We start from the raw sequence: 21,914 nt of genomic DNA, 5'->3' as shown, positions 1-21,914 counted from the left end.
GGCAGGGCTAAAATCATTTGATGAGACGAAAGAGGCTGATAAAAAATGGCAACTGCGGTAGAATATAAACATCAGGGTTACAACTGCGCCGAGGCGATGGTCAAGGCGTGTAACGATCTGCACGATATGAGAATCCCCAGCGAGCTGGCGAGCCCGTTCGGCGGCGGCATGGCCTGCGGGGACACCTGCGGCGCGGTGGTGGGGGCGCTGATGGCCCTGGGCGCGGCGAGAGGCCGCACCGACAGCGCGCAGAAGAACGGCACGCGCGCACCCGCGGCCCAGCTGATGAAGCAGCTTGAGGAGAAGTATGGCTCGCTCGACTGCCGCGACCTCAAGCGGAACCGCGTCTCGTGCGACGCGATCATCGAGGACGCCTACGCGGCGCTGGAGGAACTGCTCCGGCGCGAATGATACCGGCAACCGACAATGACTCCCGCAGGGGAGCATTGATCTTATAACAGTAAGGATAATGACTATGGAACCTATCATCCGCGCAGATCATGTGACCTTCGCATACCCGGGCTACGACGACCAGCCGCCGCGTCCGGTGCTCCGCGGCGTCTCGCTCGAGATCCAGCGGGGCAGTATGGTGGCGGTTCTCGGGCACAACGGCTCGGGAAAATCCACCCTCGCCAAGCAGTTCAACGCTATCCTGCTTCCGCAGGAGGGGGATGTGCTGGTCGAGGGGATGAATACCAAGGAGGAGGACCGCATCTACGACATCCGCCAGACGGTGGGTATGGTGTTCCAGAACCCGGATAACCAGATCGTCGCCACCATCGTGGAGGAGGATGTGGCCTTCGCGCCCGAGAACCTGGGGGTGCCGCCGGAGGAGATTCGCCGGCGGGTGGACGACGCGCTCAAGGCGGTGCATATGTACGATTACCGCCGCCACGCGCCGCACCAACTCTCGGGCGGGCAGAAGCAGCGGGTGGCCATCGCGGGCATCATCGCCATGCGGCCCGACTGCATCGTGTTGGACGAGCCCACCGCCATGCTTGACCCGCACGGCCGCCGTCAGGTGATGAAGGCGGTCAAGGCGCTGGGCGAGCAGTTCGGCATCACCGTGGTGCTCATCACCCATTATATGGACGAGGCCGCCCAGTGCGACCGCGTTGTGGTGATCGACGACGGCCGGATTCTGCTGGATGGTGCGCCAAAAGAGGTGTTCAGCCATGTGCAGGTGCTCAAAGACGTGGGGCTGGATGTGCCGCAGGCCACCCAGCTCGCGTTTGAGCTGAGAAAAGCGGGGTACAACATCCCGCAGGACATCATCTCGGAGGACGAATGCGTCGCGGCCATTGAAAAACTGCTGGAGGAAAACCATGTCCATCATTAAAACGGAACATTTGACTTATACCTATTCCACAGGGACGCCGTTTGAAAAGACGGCGATCGACGACGTCAACCTCGAAATCGAGGAGGGGGAGTTTGTCGGCGTGATCGGCCACACCGGTTCGGGCAAATCCACGCTGATCCAGCACTTCAACGGGCTGGTCAAACCCACCTCGGGCAAGGTGATGATCGACAACGAGGATATCTGGGGCGAGGGCGTGGACATCCGCGCCGTGCGCTTTAAGGCTGGGCTGGTGTTTCAATACCCCGAATACCAGCTTTTTGAGGAGACGGTGTACAAGGACATCGCCTTCGGGCCGAAAAATATGAAGCTGGACGAGGAAGAGATCGACCGGCGGGTGCGCGAGGCCGCGGCGTTTGTCGGCCTCAAAGAGCATCACCTGCAAAAGAGCCCGTTCGAGCTCTCCGGCGGACAGAAGCGCCGGGTGGCCATCGCGGGGGTGCTGGCCATGCGGCCCAAGCTGCTGATTCTGGACGAACCCACCGCCGGCCTCGATCCCAAAGGGCGCGACCGCATCCTGGGGCAGATCAAGGAGTACCACGAGCAGGCGGGGAATACCGTGCTGCTGGTCAGCCACAGTATGGAGGATGTGGCCAAATACTGCGGCAAGCTGCTGGTGATGAACCAGGCCAAGGTGTACATGTACGACACGGTCGAGGCGGTGTTCGCCCATGTGGAGGAAATCCGCGGGATGGGGCTCGCCGTGCCTCAGATTTCGCGCATCTTCATCGAGCTCGCCCGCGCCGGATACCCCGTGCCCAGCAATGTCTACACGGTGGAATCCGCCAAACAGATCCTGCTGGAGACGCTGCGGAAAGGGGGGAGCGCACATGCTTAAGGATATCACGATCGGCCAGTATTTTCCCGGCGATTCCTGTGTGCACCGGCTCGACCCGCGCATGAAGATTGTGCTCACCCTCGCCTATGTGGTGATGCTGTTTTTGGCCCAGGATATGTGGGGGCTGTTGGTGGGGGTGGCGTTTCTCATCATCGCCTACGGCGTATCGCGCATCCCGGCCAAGATGATCCTCAAAAGCCTCAAACCTGTGGTGCCGATCATCCTGTTCACCGCCCTGCTCAACATGTTTTTTATCGAGGGGGACACCCTCTGGTCCTGGTGGATCTTTAAAATTTCGCGCGAGGGCGTCCAGACCGCGGTACTGATGGCGGTGCGCATCATCTGCCTGATCGCGGGCACCTCGCTGCTCACCTACACCACCTCGCCCATCGCGCTCACCGACGGCATCGAGCGGCTGATGAATCCGCTGAAAAAGCTGCGCTTTCCGGTGCACGAGCTGGCGATGATGATGACCATCGCGCTGCGGTTCATCCCCACGCTGATCGAGGAGACCGACAAGATCATGTCCGCGCAGAAAGCGCGCGGCGCGGACCTCGACAACGGCGGGCTGATGCAGCGCGCCAAGGCGCTCATCCCCATCCTGATCCCGCTGTTTGTATCGGCCTTCCGCCGTGCGGACGAGCTGGCGCTCGCGATGGAGTGCCGCTGCTACCGGGGCGGAGACGGACGCACCCGCCTCAAACAGCTTCGGATGCACATGGTGGATTTCTGGGGCGCCGCCTTTGTGGCGCTGTGCGTCGCGGGGGTTGTGGCGATCAATCTGCTGGTTCCCCGGTAAAGCATGTATGACGAACGACAGGGGGAGACGGCTATCCGCAACATCAAATTGATCCTTTGTTACCGGGGCACGGGCTACCTCGGCTTTCAGGTGCAGCCGGGTGGTATTACCATCTGCGAGGCGGTGCAGGACGCGATCGAGCGCATCTTCGGGGTGCGTTACGACGTCAAGGGGTGCTCCCGCACCGATTCGGGTGTGCACGCCAACCGCTACTGCCTCAACTTCCGCACCGACTCCGACTTGCCCACGTGGCGCATCAAGCGGGGGCTCAACGCGGTGTTGCCCGGCGACATCGCAGTGCTGGAGGCGGAGGATGCGCCGGAGGAGTTTCACGCGCGCTACTCCTGTAAGGGCAAGCGCTATGTCTATAAAATCTGGAACAGCGAGGTCAGAAACCCGTTTCTCACGGGACTCACGTACCACTACTTCCGCCCGATCGATCTGGAGCGGGCGCGGCAGGTCTGCGGTTTTTTTGTGGGAAGACACGATTTTGCGGCCTTCTGTGGGTCCAAAAACACCAAGGAGGACACGGTGCGCACCATCTACGCGTGCGATATGCGCCGCTCCGGCGACCTGGTGGAATTTTTTGTGGAGGGCGACGGCTTTCTTTACAATATGGTGCGCATCCTGGTGGGCACGGTGCTCGCAGTCAACGAAAATCGACTGGATGTTCGAGACCTGCCCCGTATGATGGAATTGGGGGTGCGCCGGGTGGAATGCCGGACGATGCCCGCCTGCGGCCTCTATCTGGACGAAGTATTTTATCAGGACCGTTCCGAATAAGGATGTGAATTAGTTTTGGCAGAGCTTTCCGACATCGACAAAATCCGAAAAAAGCGGCGCAGAAAGGTTTTGCTGGGAAGGATTCTGCTGCTGGTGGCGCTCACCCTTCTGGGCGTTGGGCTCTATGCGATCAAGGACGAGGTGTCCACCATCGGCTTCACCGACTACATTCAGGAGCGCATCGCCGGCATGGGCGCGGGCGACGGCTACCCCATGGAGTTCGCCGGCGAGCAGGTGCGCCAGACCGCCCGCGTGGGCGAGCATCTCGCGGTGCTCACCGATTCCAACCTCTATTTATACAATTCCAGCGGCAAGGAAATCCGCAACGTGCAGCATAAATACTCCAACCCGGTGATGAGGGCGTCTGGCCGGCGCGTTTTGATCTACGACCGGGGCGGTAAGCATCTGCGGGTGGAAAACATGCTCCGCACCGTGGCGCAGAAGGAGCTCGATTACCCCATCTACGCTGGGGCGATCTCCTCGCGCGGCGAGGTGGCGGTGGCCACCGGCGCGCAGCGGCGGCTGGGGGAGATGACGGTCTACGACCACATGCTCGCCGACCCGGCCAAATATGTCTGGAAATCGGCGGAAAACTACATCACCGACCTCGAATTCGACCTGGACGGCAAGGGGATCGCGGTCGCCGTGGTCAATGCCCGCGAGGGCGACCTGATCTCGGGGGTGCGGCGGTTCCGGTTCGACAGCGAGGAGGAGGCGGGCCGGCAGGAGTTTGTCGGCGAGCTGATCCATTCGCTCAATGCCGCCCGCGGGGGTCTCACCGTGGTGACCGACCGCCAAACGGCGGTGCTCGGCGCGTCGGGGGAGGTTCTGGAGCGCTACGACTACGGCTATGAGGCGCTGGCCTCGTTCGATCACAGCGAAAACGGCGATACCGCCCTGCTGTTCGGCGACGCGCGCGAAAATAAAAACAGCGCCGTCACCCTGCTGGGGCCGGACGGCAAAAAGCTGTGGGAGACGCAGATATCCTCCCATGCCGACCGGCTGTCGCTGGGCAAGACCCGCGTCTGCCTGATGGTGGACGGCCAGCTGCAGAGCTACGATTACGCGGGCAATGCGCTGGATCCCCAGCCGGTGCCGGGCGAGGTTCTGGCGGCGACGGTGATCGGCCGCGACGCCTACCTGGTGACGCCGGACGCCATCGAGAAGCTCGCGCTGGAATAGCGGCGGTTTGAATTTCTTCCTGTTCTGTGTTATATTGGAAGCGTCGCCGTCGTTATCTATTGAGAGGAAAGCCGGAGGCTTTCCATACAGACCGACAAAAGGAGGATTTCAGCATCCATGGCTTTTGTATACGATCTTTTGGCAATCGCCTTCCTGCTCTATTACATTTATGTTTCTTCCCGGCGCGGGCTTGCCGCCACAGTGGTCAACTTTGCCGGCTATCTGGCGGCGTTGGCTGCGGCGTGGCTGCTCTCCCGCACCATTGCGCCGGTGTTGTTTGAGACTTTCCTGCGCGACGGGCTGGTCACGCGCGTGGAGGACGCGCTGGCGAGCCTGCCCGGCGGGATTGATTTGGGCGAAGCCGCGTCCGACCTGCTGGATGCGCTGCCCGCGTACCTGACCCAGATGTTGGTGATCGGCGGTTACAGCGTAAGCGAGCTGTCCGACCGGCTGGCCGATTATTCCGCCAATGCCGCTGATACCCTGGTGGACGAGGTGTTCGCCCCGGCGCTGACCGGGCTGGTCACCATGATCCTGTTCATGGTGCTGTTCTCGGTGCTGATGGTGCTGGTGCGGTGGCTGACCCGTTGCTTCTACGGGGTCAACCGCGTGCCAATCATCGGGCTGTTCAACTCGTTCGGCGGCGCGGTGGTGGGCCTGTTATCCGGTTTGGTGGGGCTGTATGTCATTATCACCCTGCTCCAATTCATCATGGTAATCACCCAAAACTCGCTGAGCTTTTTGAACCATGAGCTGTTGGAGGATACCTACGTCTACCGCCTGTATCTGCGGTTCAATCCGCTGGACTGCCTTCGAGATCTGGCATAATCTGCTGCAAGGAGTACAAAATATATGAATCTGCCCAATCTGTTGTCCATCTTTCGCATTGTGCTGATTCCGGTATTCAGCTATGTCTACCTCACCGCACAGGAACAGCCCTGGTTTTACATCGCGGCGCTGATCCTGTTGGTCTCGGGCCTCACCGACCTGCTCGACGGCCTGATTGCGCGCAAATTTAACCTGGTCACGCAGCTGGGCAAAATCCTCGATCCGCTGGCCGACAAGCTCACCCAGGCGGCCGCCTGCATCGTGCTGGGTATCCGCAATCCGGGTTTTTGGCTGATCCTGGCCCTGTTTATTGTCAAGGAGCTGTTGATGCTGGCCGCGGGGGTCAAGCTCTACCGCCGCGACCACCGGTTGGACGGCGCCAGATGGTTCGGCAAGCTGTATACGGTGGTGTTTTACGTCATTATGCTGATGATTGTGGCGTTCCCCAACCTAGAATCAACCTGGGTGTTCGGTCTGCTGCTGGTGATGGCCGCATTTATGTTGTTTGCCTTTGTGATGTACATCCCGGTGTTTTTAAGACTCAACCGCAGGGACGATTCCAAGTAGAGTCGACGAATTTTGTGTATTTGACAAATAAACAAAATTTTTGTCATATTCCGTTCACATCGCGGCGGTATACTAAGGTCGAGCCTGAAATACCATTTTACTTTTCGACTCAAATTGCAACATCCAAACAGGAATGAAATGAGGCCCGAGGCGGAACAGGCAGCCCCGGGCCATTGATGATATTAAGAGGTGTAACAGCTGATATGAACAATATGATGTGTAGCAGATGCAAAAAACGGGTGGCCGTGGTCTATATGACCCGCTTGGACGGGGATAAGACCATCAATGAGGGCCTCTGTTTGCAATGCGCAAGGGAGCTTGGCATCAAGCCGATCAACGACCTGGTGGATAAGATGGGCCTGACCGACGAGGACATGGCCCAGATGGACGACCAGCTCCTGGAGATGATTAACCCCGAAGGTGACGACAACTTTGAGATGGGCGGCGCACAGCCGTTTCCGTTTTTGCAGAACTTATTCAGCGGCCAACAGCCCTCTGCGCAGGGCGAGTCCTCCGAGGAGGCGCCGCGCCATAAGGAGCGCCGCCGCGAGATCAAAAAGCCGCAGAAAGAGGAGAAGAAGCGCAAGTATCTCGACCAGTACACCGAGAACCTCACCCGCAAAGCGGCCGACGGCAAGATCGACGAGATCATCGGTCGGGACAACGAAATCGCGCGGGTCATTCAGATACTCAACCGCCGTACCAAGAACAACCCCTGCCTGATCGGCGAACCCGGTGTGGGCAAAACTGCGATTGCCGAGGGCATCGCCCAGCGGATTGTGCGCGGGCAGGTCCCCCCGAAGATGCTCGACAAGGAGCTCCATCTGCTCGACCTCACCGGCCTGATCGCGGGCACCCAGTTCCGCGGCCAGTTTGAGAGCCGCATAAAGGGCCTGGTGGAGGAGGTCAGCGCCGCGGGTAACATCATCCTGTTTATCGATGAGGTGCACAACCTGGTGGGAGCGGGCGACGCCGAAGGCAGCATGAACGCCGCCAACATCCTCAAACCCGCGCTTTCGCGCGGTGAAATCCAGGTGATCGGCGCGACCACCTTTGAGGAATACCGCAAATATATCGAGAAGGATGCCGCGCTCGAACGCCGTTTCCAGCCGGTCACGGTCAACGAACCCACCATCGAGGACACCATTCGCGTGCTCACCGGCGTCAAAGGCTATTACGAGCGGTTCCACCACGTCGCGGTATCCGAGGAGATCGTCCGCCGCGCGGTGCTGATGAGCGAGCGCTACATCAACGACCGCTTCCTGCCCGACAAGGCGATCGATCTGTTGGACGAGGGCTGCTCCTGCGCCGCACTGCGCAACAAGGAGCTGGCCGAGTTCGATACGCTGAACCTCACCTACCACAAAAAGAAGGAAGAGGAGCAGCAGATTGAGCAGCCGGAGGACGGCAATGTGGATTATGAACACCTGGCGCGGGTGCGCGCCGAGCTGATGCGCATCGACAGCCGGATGCACGAACTGGAACCCGCCGCGCTGAACGCGCAGGTCACGCTGGACGACCTTGCGAGCGTGATTGAGAAGTGGACGGGGATCCCCGCGAGCAAGATTGAGGAGAGCGAACTGGAAAAGGTCGCGCGCCTCGAACCGGTGCTCAAAAAGCGGATCATCGGCCAGGACGAAGCGGTCGAGCTGGTCGCGGCGGCGGTGCGCCGTTCCCGCGTGCAGATTTCGGTCAAACGCCGCCCGGCGTCGTTCATCTTTGTGGGGCCCACCGGCGTAGGCAAGACCGAGCTGGTCAAGGTGCTCTCGCAGGAGCTGTTCGATACCACCGATCCGCTCATCCGCCTGGATATGTCGGAGTTCATGGAGAAGCACTCGGTCAGCCGCATCATCGGGTCGCCACCGGGTTATGTCGGTTACGACGAGGCGGGCCAGCTCACCGAGAAGGTGCGCCGCAAACCCTATTCGGTGGTGCTGTTCGATGAGATCGAGAAGGCGCACCCCGATGTGATGAATATTCTGCTGCAAATCCTGGACGAGGGCCGCATCACCGACGCCCATGGCCGGACGGTCAGCTTTGAAAACACGGTCATCGTGATGACCTCCAATGCGGGCAGCGAACGCCGCGAGGGCTCTCTGGGCTTTGAGAAGCGCCCGGGCGACGTGGCGCGCGACAAGGCCTACAAGGCGCTGTCCGAGTTCCTGCGCCCCGAATTTTTGGGCCGCATCGACGAGATTGTGGTGTTCCGCCCGTTGGACCGCGGCGATTACCAGAAGATCGCTGCGCTGATGCTCGGCGAGCTGGTGGAGCCGATGCAGGAGAAGGGCATCCGCTTTGCATGGGACGACAGCGCCCTCCTCTGGATCGCCGACAAGGCCTACGGTCAGAAGAGCGGCGCGCGCGACCTGCGTCGGGTGATCCGAAAATCGGTCGAGGACCGCATTTGCAGCCTGCTGGTCAACTGCCTGGACAATCCGCCCGTGGGAATCCTGGCGACCGCCGCAGACGATGCGCTGGCGCTGCGCGTGATCGACAGCGACGGCAACTCGTTTGACGCCGACTGCCTGGTTGGCGTGTCCAAAGTGGAAGAATAACCCCTCGATTGGTCAAGAGGCCGGTGCCTGGCCGCGTTTTGCGGCTCGGTACCGGCCTCTTTTGCGCTATTTGGCGGGCGTTGCCTCTGCACCGCTGTCGCTGGGTACCCAGCGGACCAGAATTTCGGTCACGGATTCCTCCATGTTGCTGCTCAGCGTCTCATTGAGCCCGCGCTCGTAGGCGTAGCCGGCCAGATGAAGGCTGAGGTTTAAGGCGTGATCTCGCAGCTTCTGGTACGCCAAGGGCAGGCGGTCCCAGTTCCCCTTGACGACAATGCGCAGATAATCGCCGGCGGGCCGCACAAACAACCGCTCGCCCTCGCCCGAAACCGGCTTCATATAGAACCGGTCGTAATCTTCAAACCGGCCGGCCATGACCTTTTCGCTGTGGAGCATGATGCCGTATTCGTGGTTGAATAGCCGGTAACGGCGCTCCTGCTGCAGGAGTTGACCCATCGCGAGATAGAAGTTTTCGTCCATGTCCCCGACGATCTGTTCGCTCAGGACAAAGGTTTCCTCTTCGCAGAAGACCGATTCGATCCGGTTTAAGGTCACCGTTTTGGAGAGGGAGGAGAGCTTCTGTTTTGCCTTCAGCAGCCGTTTCATGCTCCGCAGATGCTCAATTTTTGCATCGATATCCGCAATTTTGTCGGACAGGATGCCCTCTATGGCGCCCGCGCCGCAGTGGATCGCCGCCTGCGTCTGCTCGATGGACATCCCCAGTTCGCGAAAGGCCAGGATCAGCTCCAGGTCGGGCATCTGATCCAGTGTGTAGTACCGATAACCGTTTTCGCCCTTGACAGCGGGAGAAAACAGGCCGATTTGATCATAATAATGGAGGGTTCGCTTGTTGATGCCGTGCAGCCCGGCGAGCTGCCCCACGGTCAGGCGCCGGTTCAGATTGTTCACAAAGTCACCCCTTGACATTACAGTTACTGTAAGGTTTATGATACCATATAGCGCCGAAAAAAATCAAGAAAAGAAGGAGAGAGCGCCTATGACAAATCGTTTGGACAGGGACTTCAGCGCGCTGGCGCTGTTTCGATACACGCTTCCCAGCATTTTGAGTTTGCTGTTTATGTCCCTCTATCAGATGGTGGACGCCATCTTTATCTCCAATTTTGTCGGAGAAAACGCCCTGGCGTCGATGAATATCGTCTACCCGGTCATCAGCGTGATGCTGGCCATCACCCTGATGCTCACCACCGGTGGCAGCGCGATTGTGGCAAGAAAGATGGGGGAGGGGAAGGAGCAGGAAGCGAAGGAGGATTTCACCGTCATTATGTTGACGGCGGCGGTCCTGGCTGCGGTCTTATCCCTCCTGAGTATGCTGTTTATGCAGCCGCTCCTCCGCTTTTTGGGGGCCACCCCCGCCCTGTACGACGACTGCCTCGGCTATTTGGGCACATTGATTCCGTTCATGCCCATGGCGGCGCTTCAAATCGTGTTTTCCACCTTTTTGATCACCGCCGGCAGGCCGGGCCTGGGCTTTTTCCTGACCGCGGTTTCCGGCGTCAGCAACATTATCCTGGATTATGTGCTGATGGTACCGCTTGATATGGGGATTGAAGGCTCTGCTTGGGGGACGGTCGCCGGCTATCTGATCGCCTCGGTGCCGGCCCTGCTGTATTTTTCGTTTCAAAGGCGGGGGAGCCTGTACTTTGTCCGTCCCAAGTTCCGGGCCAGGATGCTGGGCTTCTCCTGCTTCAACGGCTCGTCGGAGATGGTCAGCAACCTGTCCGTCTCGGTGACCACGCTCCTGTTTAATAAGCTGGCGCTGCATTATATGGAGGAGGCGGGCGTCACCGCCGTCACGGTGGTCCTTTACGCGCAGTTCCTGCTGACCGCCGTGTTTATGGGATTCATCGGCGGAGCGGCCCCCATCATCAGCTTTAATTTGGGCAGCGGAAACCAAAAGAGGCAGGCGACGCTTTTCCGCCACTGCACCTTCACCGTACTGCTGATGACCGCGGTGGTGGTGGTCGCATCCTACCTGCTGGCGCGGCCGATCGTATCTGTCTACATCCGGCAGAGCAGCGATATCTTCCCGCTTGCGCTGCACGGTTTCCTGTTGTTTGCTGTGAGCTACCTGTTTGCAGGCTTTAACATCTACGCTTCGGGGCTGTTCACCGCCTTGCACAACGGCAAGGTTTCTGCGATCATCTCCGTGTTGCGCACGTTTGTGCTCCTGGTGCTTTCGCTGCTACTGTTGCCGCGGTTTATCGGCGCGGACGGCATCTGGTTGGCGGTTCCCGTGGCGGAGTTTCTGGCCTGCCTGGTCTCCGTAGGTTATCTGATCGGGTACCGCAAGCAGTATCATTTCACCTTTGGCCTGCGTAAGAAAACAGAGCTGGATGCATAGAACTCATCCTGATTCACAAAAAATACGGGATTTGCCCGGATTCAGGTGGAGTTTCAGTAGAATTTATGGTATCCTGAGAGGGGAAGCCGCCGTATTGTCTGGCGACTTCCCCTTAATTTCATCTGTAGGTGATCCCATGAAAAAGTTCTTGTTTCCGCTGGGTATGTGGCTCCTGTTTGAAGCCATCGCAGTCGTCCTCTGGCTGACGTTGGACCAGGTGTTTTACCTGTTCAATTTTTCATACATAGGCACCTGCCTCGCGCTCGGGATTTTCTTTTATACCCAAAAGGTAAAGCACGCCAGGAACATGGTACAATTCGCGGTCGGCCTGTATATGCTGGTCTACCTCGGGCTTCTCTCGAATGAAAATATGCAGATCGAAGGGTTCTGGTACTATCTGTTCCTTGGCGTTTTTGAGGCTGCCGTCATCCATTACGCAGTGGCAAAGATTTTTGGCCCGCTGCTGTTTGGGCGCGGCTGGTGCGGGTACGCCTGCTGGACAGCGATGGTTTTGGACCTGTTGCCCTACAAGCGGCCTGAGCACCCCAGAAGGGGGTTCGGGTTCCTCCGATACGTCACATTTTTGGCGTCTTTGCTGTTTGTCGGCGGAATGTTCCTGCTGCGCATCCCCGGGATGGACCGGATCATGTTCTGGAGTTTCCTCATCGGAAATGTCCTTTACTATGCGGCCGGGGCCGCGCTGGCATTTGCGCTCCACGACAACCGCGCGTTTTGTAAATACCTCTGCCCTGTGGCCGTATTCCTGAAGCCCGCGAGCTATTTTTCCCTGCTGCGGGTAAAGGTTGACCGGGGGAAGTGCGTTTCCTGTGGAAAATGCAAAGAGTCCTGCCCGATGGATGTGGATATGACGGACAATTCGCGCCGCCGCAGGTACGGGACGGAATGTATCCTCTGCTTCCGGTGTATCGACAATTGCCCCAAAAAAGCGCTTCACCTATGACGGATCCGCCAGGGCATTTTGGTTAAAAGGCTGTCCGGCCGCTCAAACTAGAAAAAACAGTTTGAGGGGGCGGCTGGATGAAAAACCGGATGGTTCCATCCAAAGCGGCGAAAATTGTGCTCGGCTGCTGCCTGGCGCTGGTGCTGGCGCGCAGCTTTGGGCTCGACCACAGCACGTCGGTGGTCACCATTACGCTGCTGAGCGTCCAAAATACCCGGCGAGACACCCTACAGGTCGCAGCGCGGCGCCTGTGTGCCTTTGGCGCTTCACTGCTTATCTCCAGTGTGATCTTCCGGTGGATGGGGCACACCATCCCGGCGTTGGGGTTGTTCCTGTTGGTGTTCACTTTGGCCTGCCAGCAGTTTGGGCTGCTCGACGGCCTCTCGATGAGTACCGTGCTCACCCTGCACTTTTGGGCGGCTCCTACACTAACTGCGCGGGCGATGTTCAACGAACTGGCCCTGATGCTGTTGGGCATTGCGATGGGGGTGCTGATGAACGCCTATATGCCGCGTCTTATCCGGGAAATCCGGGAGGACCAGCGCCGAATCGACGGCGCGATGGGGCGCCTGCTGGAGGAGATTGCGCGTCTCGTCTTGCTTGAAGGGGATCGCGACCGGGCTGAAGAGCAGCTTCAGGAGCTCAGCGGCGCGCTGGAGCAGTCGATTGCGCGCGTCAGCCAGCAGATGAACAATGTAATTTTTCAGGATCGCAGCTATTACCTGAGCTATATCGAGCTGCGGCGCAAACAGCAGCGCATGCTGCGCCGGATGCTGGAAAATACGGCTCGGCTGAGGAGCGCGCCCCAGCAGTCGAATGATGTGGCGGAATTCCTGAAGCTGATCGCCCAGTCGCTTTCCAGCTACGACAACGCCGGCGAGTTGCTGTTTCAGCTGTATTTGCTGCGCACACATTTTCGTTCCCTCGACCTGCCGGAAACCCGCGAAGAATTTGAAGCGCGGGCGGTGTTGTTTGAATTGGTGAGCGACGTGGAACAATTGCTGTTGGCCAAACAGGAGTTCGCTCAGAGCCTCACCCCCGAACAGATTCGGTTGTTTTGGGAGGAAAGCTCGGGGAGTTTTGTATAATATTTATATGATTATTCTATATGTAATAAACAAAGGGGGCGCACTCGCGGGTACGCCCCCTTGTTGTTTGTAATTTTATTGCGCATTGAGATAGTTGGAAGCGGCGACAGCGGCCACAGCGCCGTCGGACGCCGCGGTGATGATCTGGCGCAGCGGCTTGGAGCGCGTGTCCCCAGCCGCGTACACACCGGGCAGTTGGGTGTTGCAGTCTTCCCCCGCCGCCAGGTAGCCGTTCGCGTCCAGTCCGGCCTCGGCGAACAGTTGGTTGACCGGGATCAGCCCGATGGCAACGAACACCGCCGCCACGTCGAGGGTGCGCTGTCCGTCCTCCAGCCCTGCGGCGCGCACCGAGGTCACCACCTTGTCGCCGAGGATTTCCTCCACCGTGTGCTGGTAGAGGATTTCGATGTTGTCCCGCGCGAGAACCGCGTCTACCATCACCTTTTCGCCGCGGAACTGGTCGCGCCGGTGAATCAGATACACCTTGCGGCAGAGGTTGGAGAGAAAGAGCGCATCCTCGAGCGCAGTATTGCCGCCTCCCACCACCGCGACATCTTTGCCTCGGAAGAAGGCGCCGTCGCAGGTGGCGCAGTAGGACACCCCGCGGCCGGTAAATTCGGCCTCGCCGGGACAGCCCAGCTTGCGGCGCTCCACACCGTTGGCGAGAATGACCGCGCGCGCCCGGTACTCCTCGCTGGTGGTGACGACGATCTTTTCCACCGCACCCAACCGGGCTTCGGTGACCTCTTCAAAGCGGATGTCCGCCCCCTGTTTGACCGCTTGGTTGTAGATCAAGGTGGCCAATTCCACGCCGGAGATTTTTTCAATCGAGGGGTAATTCTCCACCTCGCTGGTCAAGGCGATCTGGCCGCCGTACATGCCTTTTTCCAACACGATGGCCGAATGACCCGCGCGGATGGCGTAGACAGCGGCAGTAAGCCCCGCACAGCCTGCACCCACAATCAACAGATCGGTTTTTGTCATCAGCAACCACTCCTTTTGTTTAGCGTGTGCGTAACCAGGCCGAGTATACCCGGCTTGGTTGTGTTCCATCCAAAATATACCACATAGGTGGATATTTGACAACCAATTTCAGGAAAATTTTCTTCAAATGTCGAAAGTTGAGCAGAATATCGAAATTATACAGCATCAAAACGAAATTGAAACCTGCTATAATGATATTGAAAGAAAGCGGCGATCCGGCCGCAAATCGGATATTGAAACGACCCTGCGCAAAAATGGGCAGGGAATTGAATCTTTTGGGCGAAAGGGGAACAATCAGATGACTTCCAGAGAACGAGTATGGGCGGCCATCCACCATCAGCAGCCGGACCGCGTGCCGTTGGATTTGGGGGCGACCAGCCAGACCGGAATCAACGCCTCCACTTTGTACCGGCTGCGCGCAGCTTTGGGCCTGCCCGAGAAGCCGATCGAAATTTCCGAGATATTCCAGATGTTGGGCGCTGTGGACGAGGATCTGCGGCAGCTTGTCGGCGCGGATGCCGTCGGCATCAACGGACCTGGCGATATGTTCGGCGGGCGGAACACCGCCTGCAACAAACCGTTTGTAATGAGCGACGGAACCCCCACGCTGGTGGGCGACAGCATTGAGCTGGAGCAGTTGGACGACGGGTCGGTGGTGGCTTATCCGCAGGGTGATCGCTCGGTTCCTCCGTCGGGTAAAATGCCCGCAGGCGGCAGCTTTTTCGACAATATCGACCGCTCAGGGGAATTCGACGAAGATGACCTGACGCCCGAAGAGGACTTCAGCGAGGCGTTCAGCGTGATGGACGACGACACCGCGCGCTACATAGAAAAGCAGGCGGAGCATTATTATCAGAACACCGATTACGCCTTGGTGGGCAACCTGGGCGGTTTCGGCATCGGCGACTCGGCCATGGTTCCCGGCCCGCATGAGAAACACCCCAAGGGTATTCGCCGGTTTGACGATTGGCTGATGGCGCATATGCTCTACCCCGAATACATCCAGGCTGTGTTTGAGATGCAGACCCAGGTGATGCTCAAAAACCTGGAGATCTACAAGCAGGCGGTGGGCGACAAAATCCAGATTGTGTGGATCAGCGGCACCGATTTCGGCACCCAGAACGGCGGCTTTTTCTCCCCTGACATCTTCCGCGAGCTCTATAAACCCTATTATAAACGGGTCAACGACTGGGTGCACGAGAACACAGAGTGGAAAACCTTCTACCATTCCTGCGGCAGCATCGTCAGCTTCCTCGACGACTTTGTGGAAATGGGCGTGGATATTCTAAACCCCGTGCAGCTTTCAGCCAACGGGATGGACGGCCACATGCTCAAGGAGAAATACGGCGACAAGCTGGTGTTCTGGGGCGGCGGTGTGGATACGCAGAAAACCCTGCCCTATGGCACGCCCGAGGAGGTGCGCCAGCAGGTGCTCGAGCGTCTGGAAATCTTTTCGCCGGGCGGCGGCTATGTGTTCAACACCATCCACAATATCGTGGCGAAAACCCCCGTGGAAAATCTGATCGCCATGTTCCAGGCGGTCCAGGAGTTTAACGGCAGGGCCTAATCCATCGTTTTTCATTTCACTCCTCTTTTATACCTTTTTTCCTTTCGGTATCGGGGCGCAAAAACACCCCGACAGACAAAAAATCTCCGTCGAAAATCAATCCGACGGAGATTTTTTGTCGTTTATTTATGCGCCCAAATAGGCTTTGCGCACCTTGTCGTCCTCCAGAAGCTCCCTGGCATTGCCGCTCATCACCACGTTGCCGGTTTCCAGCACATAGGCGCGGTTGGCAATTGAGAGCGCCATTTTGGCGTTCTGCTCCACCAGCAGGATGGTCATGCCGTCCCGGTTGAGCTGCCCGATGATATGGAAGATTTCCTTGACCAGCAGGGGGGACAGGCCCATCGACGGCTCATCCATCAGCAGGATTTTGGGCTGGGACATCAGCGCGCGGCCGATCGCCAGCATCTGCTGCTCGCCGCCTGACAGAGTGCCGCCCAACTGCTTGGAGCGCTCCCGCAGGCGGGGGAAGTAGTGGAAAATCTTTTCCAGGTCCGCGTCGATCCCAGCCTTGTCCTTGCGGATGTAGGCGCCCATCTCCAAGTTTTCCATCACCGTCATCTCTGAAAAGATGCGCCGCCCCTCCGGCACATGGGCCATGCCGTGCTGCACAATCTTGTGCGGGTCGATCGAGAACAGGTCGAGCCCTTCCAGCGTGACAGTGCCGCTGGTAGCCTTCTTGAGGCCCGAGATGGTGTGCAGCACGGTGGTCTTGCCCGCGCCGTTCGCGCCGATCAGGGAGACGATCTCCCCCTGGTGTACCTCCAGGCTTACCCCGTGGATAGCGTGGATCGCGCCGTAATGAACGTTTAAATTTTCAACCTTCAGCATCGCGGCCTCTCCTTTCTCACTGGTCGTCGGTGCCCAGATAGGCGCCGATGACCTTGGGGTTGTTGGCGATCTCAAATGGGGTGCCGGTGGCGATGATGTGGCCGTAGTCGATCACCACGATGCGTTCGCATACGCTCATCACCAGGCTCATGTCGTGCTCGATCAGCAGCACCGAAATCTGAAACTTTTCGCGGATGGTCTGGATCGCGTCCATCAACTGGGTGGTTTCGGTGGGGTTCATACCGGCCGCAGGCTCGTCGAGCAGCAGGATTTTCGCCCCGGTCGCCAGCGCGCGGGCGATCTCCAGCTTGCGCTGCTGGCCGTAGGGCAGGTTGGCCGCCACCTGGTCGGCGTAATCCTCCATGTGCATCACCCTGAGCAGATCGAGCGCGCGCCGTTGGGCCGCGGCTTCCTCTTTCCAGTAATTTTTGGTGCGCAGAATGCCGCTCAGGATGGAATATTTCATCGTGTGGTTGAAGGAGACCATCACATTTTCCAGCACCGTAAGTTCCTTGAACAGGCGGATATTTTGGAAGGTGCGGGCGATGCCGGCAGCCACCATCTGGTGAGGCTTTTTGCCAACCATCGGCACGCCGTCCAGATAGATCGCGCCCTCGGTGGGCTGGTACACACCGGTGAGCAGGTTGAAAATGGTCGTCTTGCCAGCGCCGTTGGGCCCAATCAGACCGACCAGCTCGCTTTTGCCGATTTCCAGGTGGAAGTCCTCCACAGCCTTCAGGCCGCCGAAGGCGATGCCGAGGTGCTCCACTTTCAAAACAGATTCCGTCATGCCTTGGTGACCTCCTTTTGTTTGGATTCGCCGCCGGCGGCGGGGGTGTTGGATTTGGGCCGTCTCAGCTTGCTTAACAGATGGGTCAGCGAGAATTCGTAGTTGCCGAACAGGCCGGAGGGCTTAAAGATCATCACGATGATGAGGGCCAGCGAATAGATGACCATGCGGTACTCCGAGAAGCTGCGCAGCGCTTCGGGCAGGATGGTGAGGCCGGTGGCGGCCACAATCGAGCCGGTGAGGGAACCGAGGCCGCCCAGTACGACGATCACGAGGATGTCGATGGATTTGAGAAAGTTAAAGGTTTTAGCGCCGAGCACCGCCATCTGCTGCGCATAGATCGCGCCTGCGATGCCTGCGAAAAATGCGGACATGGTGAATGCCATCACCTTGTAATAGGTGTTGGAGATGCCGCACGCCTCCGAGGCGATGTCGTCCTCGCGGATCGCCTTGATCGCGCGGCCGTGGCGGGAGCGGACGAAGGCGAACAGGATTGCAATGATCAAAGCGGTGAGCCAGAACACCACGTCGAAGCTGGCCAGCCGCGGGATGCCCGAAAGGCCCTGCGCGCCGCCGGTAAATTTGACGTTTTCGATGATGACGCGGATGATCTCGCCAAAGCCCAGGGTGATGATGGCGAGGTAATCGCCCTTGAGGCGCAGCGCCGGGATCCCCACGATCAGGCCGAAAAACGCGGCAACCACGCCGGCCAGCAGCAGGGACAGCAGGAAATAGCCGTACCCCGCGGGGGTAATGCCGTCCGGGGTGGAAAGCACCACGCCGCTATCCTTGGCGTGTTTGACCAGCAGCGCGGCGGAGTACGCGCCCACCGACATAAACCCGGCGTGGCCCAGCGCAATTTGGCCGAGCAGGCCGGTGGTCAGGGTCAGGGACGCGGCGAGGATGATGTTGATCATCACGGTCATACACACACCCGCGACGTAGCTGTTGATGATCCCCGCGGACATCAACCCTTTCAGCAAAAGAAACACCAGCACCACGGCGATCAGATTGATCACATAGGAGCGGTAGGCTGTTTTTTGGTTCACATAAAGTTTCATCTGTCCGTCACCTCCTACACTTTCTCACCGATATTTTTGCCCAGGATGCCGGTCGGCTTCACCAGCAGCACGATAATCAGGATACCGAACACCACCGCATCCGCGAGCTGAGAGGATATGTACGCTTTGGTGAGGCTCTCCACCAGACCGATCACAAAACCGCCCAGCATCGCGCCCGGAATGATGCCGATGCCGCCGAGCACCGCGGCGATGAACGCCTTAAGGCCGAGCATTGAACCCATATAGGGGTTGACCTGCGGATAGGCCGAACAGTACATCACGGCCGCGATGGCCGCAAGGCCTGAACCGATGGCGAAGGTGATGGAGATGGTGGTGTTGGAGTTGATGCCCATCAGGATGGAAGCGCCTCCGTCCTCGGATACTGCGCGCATCGCTTTGCCCATCTTGGTCTTTTTGACAAACAGCTGCAACAAAATCATCGAGATCACCGACAGCACGATGGTGATCAAGGTGATCGAGTTGAACTGCACCCCGCCCAGGTTGAAGATCGACTTGTTAAACACCGTGGGGAACGGCTTGGACGAGGAGGAGAAGAGCAACATGCAAAGGTTTTCCAGCAGCAGACTCACCGCGATGGCGGTGATCAGCGCGGTGATGCGGGGGGCGTTGCGCAGCGGCTTGTAGGCCACGCGCTCAGTCACCACGCCGAGCAGGGCGCAGGCCGCCAGCGCCAGCACGATGCACAGCCACGCCGGCACGCCCATGCGTACCAAAAGCGGGACGGAAAAGAGCGATACATACGCGCCCACCATGATAAAATCCCCGTGAGCGAAGTTAATCAGCTTTACAATGCCATAAACCATCGTATAGCCCAATGCTACCAGCGCGTAGATACTGCCGACCTGTATGCCGTTGATGATCTGGTTGATGAATATGACAAAACCGTCCATTTTGGCACCTTACCTTTCCATGCGCAGATTTTGAAAAATTGAATGAACCGGATCTATTTTACACCAATTTTGAAAAAAATACCAGAAAAATGGCGAAGAGAATGAGAAAAAACGACAAGGGGCAGAGCATTTCGCCCCGCCCCCGTCGAAGGAGCCTCTCCCGTAGGAAAGTATCCTGAATGTTACATCTTGCTGTCCAGGGTAACAGCGCCATCCTGCAGCTTGATAATCGCAACCTTTTTGATCGGGTCGCCGTTTTCGTCGAAGGTCATGTCGCCGGTCACGCCGCTGTAGGAAACCGCCTGCAAAGCGCTGGTGATCGCAGCCTTGTCGGTGGAACCTGCGGCTTCGATGGCCTGCTTCATGATGTACAGGGAATCGTAGCCCAGCGCCGCAAACGCATTGGGGACCTCACCGTTGTATTTGCCCTCGTAGTTGGAAACAAAGGTGGCGACCTTCTCGTCGGTATCATCCACAAAGTAGTGGTTGGAGAAGTAGCAGCCGTCCACCACAGCGGTGTTGTCGCCCAGCTGGGCCAGAACGCCGTCCCAGCCGTCAGCGCCCAGCATCGGGCCCTGGAAACCGGCGTCGCGAGCCTGTGCGGTGATCAACGCGAGCTTCTCGTAATAGTCGGGCAGGAACAGGACGTCGGGATTCGCCGCCACCACGTTGGTGAGCTGGGACTTGAAGTCGGTGTCCGCATCGCCGTAAGCCTCGTAGGAGACGACCGTCATGCCCTTGGCTTCGGCGGTGGTTTTAAACGCATCCGCGACGCCCTGAGAGTAGTCGCTTGAGCTGTTGTACATGATCGCAGCACTCTTGGTGCCCAGCTTTTCAGAGGCAAAGGTCGCCATGATCTGGCCCTGGAACGGGTCGAGGAAGCAGGTGCGGAAGATGTTCGAGCCGTTCAGGGTGATGTTGGCGGCGGTGCCGGTCGGGGTCAGCATCGGGGTCCCGTCGGAGGGATCGGCCGCGAGCTGCGCCACGGCGTTGGAGGGCTGGGAGGTAACGTCGCCGATCAGCGCCACAATGCCCTGGCTGAGCAACTTGTTATAGGCGTTGGTGGCCTCGGTCACGTCGCCCTTTTCATCCTCGATCAGCAGTTCGACCTGCTTGCCCAGGATGCCGCCAGCCGCGTTAATCTCCTCTTTGGCCATCTCCAGGCCATTTTTTACGGCGGTGCCGTAGGTGGATACGCTGCCGGTCAGGGGAGCGAGTACACCGATTTTAATGGTATCACCCGTGGGGGCGGGAGCCGCGTCGGAGGCTGCGCTGCCGTCAGCGGGAGCCGAAGAACTGTTGCTGGGGGCAGCGGGGCCGCAACCGGCCATCATGCCGGCGGCCAGCACTGCTGCGAGTGCAAGCGTCAAAAACTTTTTCATGTCTTGGATCCTCCTTATCAATTCAATCAGCCATTCACGCCGGGCTTTTACAGGTTAAACTTTAACAGTTGTACACATTACAGTGCAAAAGCGTGAATACTTGCTTGTATTATATTAGTATTGCAACAAGAAAACAATATCTTTATTGGCTAATCCTCATCTTATTTCCGATCTTTTTTTTAGGGATATTCATAAATTGTACAAAAACTTGACCGAATTTTCACAGTAATCACCGATTTTTTTGCAAATACAGACAAAAAGGCAAGCAGCGTTTTGTGCTGCTTGCCCGAAAAATAGTATTTTTTATTTATTGGCGGCCGGGTCGAAAAATTCCAGATAGGTGGAGATGGCGGCCGCTGCACCCTCGTCGCTCAGCCGGCTGGTGTCGAGCGAGAGCTGATAGTTTTCCGCGCGGCCCCATTTGGTGTCGGCATAGTAGTCGTGGTATGCGGTGCGGCGCTTGTCGATTTTTTGCAGCTCATTTTCCGCGCGGTGCGGGTCCATGCCGTACTGTTCCACGACGCGCCTGAGGCGCGCCTCCCGCGAAGCGTGGATGTATACGCTGACCACATCAGCGCGCCCCGCAAGAATCGAGTCAGCACACCGGCCGACGATGACGCAGGGACCCTTCTGTGCGATATCGCGGATGACCTTGGCCTGGTGGACATAGACCCGGTCGTTGATCGACAGGCCGTTCATGCTGTCAGCCCGGCCCACACCGGCGTACATTCCCAGCGAGAGGGAGTAGAGCAGGCTGCTGGAGACCTGCTCGTCGGCCGAGGCCAACACGGATTCATCCAGGCCGCTCTCCTTGGCGGCGAGCTCAATCAGCTCTTTATCGTAAAAGGGAACGCCCAGTTTTTCCGCAAGCAAGCGGCCGATCGTGCGCCCGCCGCTGCCGTATTGTCGGCTGATAGTAACAATCACAGGGTGTTTCATCACAAATTCTCCATTCTGCCGCTGCGTCCGGCAAGTATTCAAGCGCGGAAGCGCCCGGGCGCAGCCCAAAGCCGGACGCTTTTCTTGATTTTATTTTACCTCATTTTCAAATAAAATCAAGCGATTTCT

General features: G+C 58.4%; 21 protein-coding genes. 13 read left to right on the top strand and 8 right to left on the bottom strand.

Annotated elements, in window-relative coordinates; genetic code table 11:
* The first annotated feature begins 45 nt into the window (after window positions 1–45).
* From H8711_RS09030 to H8711_RS08990, 9 genes are all read left to right on the top strand, one after another.
* Window positions 46–411, top strand: a complete 366-nt coding sequence (locus tag H8711_RS09030) for a C-GCAxxG-C-C family protein (RefSeq protein WP_249283145.1) — start codon at window positions 46–48, stop codon at window positions 409–411.
* A 64-nt stretch (window positions 412–475) separates the two neighbouring features.
* Window positions 476–1,339 carry an energy-coupling factor transporter ATPase gene (locus H8711_RS09025; protein WP_249283144.1) on the top strand — a complete coding sequence of 288 codons (864 nt, stop codon included), beginning with the start codon at window positions 476–478 and terminating at the stop codon, window positions 1,337–1,339.
* Entirely contained in the window at window positions 1,326–2,195 is an 870-nt protein-coding gene (locus H8711_RS09020) for an energy-coupling factor transporter ATPase (protein WP_249283143.1), read from the top strand. Before H8711_RS09025 ends, H8711_RS09020 begins: the two co-directional genes overlap by 14 nt.
* A complete protein-coding gene (locus H8711_RS09015) occupies window positions 2,188–2,994 on the top strand; it encodes an energy-coupling factor transporter transmembrane component T family protein (protein WP_249283142.1) in 807 nt (268 codons plus the stop codon). Before H8711_RS09020 ends, H8711_RS09015 begins: the two co-directional genes overlap by 8 nt.
* A 3-nt stretch (window positions 2,995–2,997) precedes the next feature.
* Window positions 2,998–3,777, top strand: a complete 780-nt coding sequence (gene truA, locus H8711_RS09010) for a tRNA pseudouridine(38-40) synthase TruA (RefSeq protein ID WP_249283141.1) — start codon at window positions 2,998–3,000, stop codon at window positions 3,775–3,777.
* Window positions 3,778–3,792: 15 nt separating this feature from the next.
* Window positions 3,793–4,959 (top strand): DUF5711 family protein, encoded by a 1,167-nt coding sequence (locus tag H8711_RS09005; RefSeq protein WP_249283140.1) that lies wholly within the window; start codon window positions 3,793–3,795, stop codon window positions 4,957–4,959.
* 117 nt (window positions 4,960–5,076) lie between these two features.
* Window positions 5,077–5,787, top strand: a complete 711-nt coding sequence (locus tag H8711_RS09000) for a CvpA family protein (RefSeq protein WP_249283139.1) — start codon at window positions 5,077–5,079, stop codon at window positions 5,785–5,787.
* Window positions 5,788–5,811: 24 nt separating this feature from the next.
* Window positions 5,812–6,354, top strand: a complete 543-nt coding sequence (locus tag H8711_RS08995; protein ID WP_249283138.1) for a CDP-alcohol phosphatidyltransferase family protein — start codon at window positions 5,812–5,814, stop codon at window positions 6,352–6,354.
* A gap of 212 nt (window positions 6,355–6,566) precedes the next feature.
* Entirely contained in the window at window positions 6,567–8,909 is a 2,343-nt protein-coding gene (locus H8711_RS08990; protein WP_249283183.1) for an ATP-dependent Clp protease ATP-binding subunit, read from the top strand.
* A 66-nt stretch (window positions 8,910–8,975) separates the two neighbouring features.
* Here the strand turns inward: H8711_RS08990 and H8711_RS08985 are convergent, their stop codons facing one another.
* Window positions 8,976–9,818, bottom strand: coding sequence for a MerR family transcriptional regulator (locus H8711_RS08985; protein ID WP_249283137.1), 843 nt, complete (start codon window positions 9,816–9,818; stop codon window positions 8,976–8,978).
* Between the two features lie 88 nt (window positions 9,819–9,906).
* Here H8711_RS08985 and H8711_RS08980 point away from each other — a divergent pair, with 88 nt between their 5' ends.
* From H8711_RS08980 to H8711_RS08970, 3 genes are all read left to right on the top strand, one after another.
* Window positions 9,907–11,271, top strand: a complete 1,365-nt coding sequence (locus H8711_RS08980; protein WP_249283136.1) for an MATE family efflux transporter — start codon at window positions 9,907–9,909, stop codon at window positions 11,269–11,271.
* Between the two features lie 136 nt (window positions 11,272–11,407).
* On the top strand, window positions 11,408–12,232 hold the full coding sequence (locus tag H8711_RS08975; RefSeq protein ID WP_249283135.1) for a 4Fe-4S binding protein: 825 nt from the start codon (window positions 11,408–11,410) through the stop codon (window positions 12,230–12,232).
* Between the two features lie 77 nt (window positions 12,233–12,309).
* Entirely contained in the window at window positions 12,310–13,320 is a 1,011-nt protein-coding gene (locus tag H8711_RS08970) for an aromatic acid exporter family protein (RefSeq protein ID WP_249283134.1), read from the top strand.
* A gap of 75 nt (window positions 13,321–13,395) precedes the next feature.
* Here the strand turns inward: H8711_RS08970 and H8711_RS08965 are convergent, their stop codons facing one another.
* Window positions 13,396–14,304: an NAD(P)/FAD-dependent oxidoreductase gene (locus H8711_RS08965; protein ID WP_249283133.1), complete on the bottom strand. Its 909-nt coding sequence runs from the start codon at window positions 14,302–14,304 to the stop codon at window positions 13,396–13,398.
* A 298-nt stretch (window positions 14,305–14,602) separates the two neighbouring features.
* On the opposite strand from H8711_RS08965, the gene H8711_RS08960 reads away from it, so the two are divergent.
* Entirely contained in the window at window positions 14,603–15,871 is a 1,269-nt protein-coding gene (locus H8711_RS08960) for a uroporphyrinogen decarboxylase family protein (protein ID WP_249283132.1), read from the top strand.
* 126 nt (window positions 15,872–15,997) lie between these two features.
* Here H8711_RS08960 and H8711_RS08955 read toward each other — a convergent pair whose 3' ends face one another.
* The 6 genes from H8711_RS08955 to H8711_RS08930 form a co-directional block, all read right to left on the bottom strand.
* The gene (locus H8711_RS08955) at window positions 15,998–16,702 is read right to left on the bottom strand and encodes an ABC transporter ATP-binding protein (protein ID WP_249283131.1); all 705 of its coding nucleotides are present in this window, start codon (window positions 16,700–16,702) and stop codon (window positions 15,998–16,000) included.
* A 16-nt stretch (window positions 16,703–16,718) separates the two neighbouring features.
* Window positions 16,719–17,492 carry an ABC transporter ATP-binding protein gene (locus tag H8711_RS08950; RefSeq protein ID WP_249283130.1) on the bottom strand — a complete coding sequence of 258 codons (774 nt, stop codon included), beginning with the start codon at window positions 17,490–17,492 and terminating at the stop codon, window positions 16,719–16,721.
* On the bottom strand, window positions 17,489–18,553 hold the full coding sequence (locus tag H8711_RS08945) for a branched-chain amino acid ABC transporter permease (protein WP_249283129.1): 1,065 nt from the start codon (window positions 18,551–18,553) through the stop codon (window positions 17,489–17,491). Before H8711_RS08945 ends, H8711_RS08950 begins: the two co-directional genes overlap by 4 nt.
* A gap of 14 nt (window positions 18,554–18,567) precedes the next feature.
* On the bottom strand, window positions 18,568–19,464 hold the full coding sequence (locus H8711_RS08940) for a branched-chain amino acid ABC transporter permease (protein ID WP_249283128.1): 897 nt from the start codon (window positions 19,462–19,464) through the stop codon (window positions 18,568–18,570).
* Window positions 19,465–19,646: 182 nt separating this feature from the next.
* Window positions 19,647–20,846: an ABC transporter substrate-binding protein gene (locus H8711_RS08935; protein WP_249283127.1), complete on the bottom strand. Its 1,200-nt coding sequence runs from the start codon at window positions 20,844–20,846 to the stop codon at window positions 19,647–19,649.
* Between the two features lie 303 nt (window positions 20,847–21,149).
* Entirely contained in the window at window positions 21,150–21,785 is a 636-nt protein-coding gene (locus tag H8711_RS08930) for a cytidylate kinase-like family protein (RefSeq protein ID WP_249283126.1), read from the bottom strand.
* Window positions 21,786–21,914 lie beyond the last annotated feature (129 nt).

This window comes from Ligaoa zhengdingensis (assembly GCF_014384885.1).
GTDB lineage: Bacteria > Bacillota > Clostridia > Oscillospirales > Ruminococcaceae > Ligaoa > Ligaoa zhengdingensis.
Note: the sequence above shows the minus strand (reverse complement) of the source record. Positions and strands in the feature narration are given on the sequence as shown.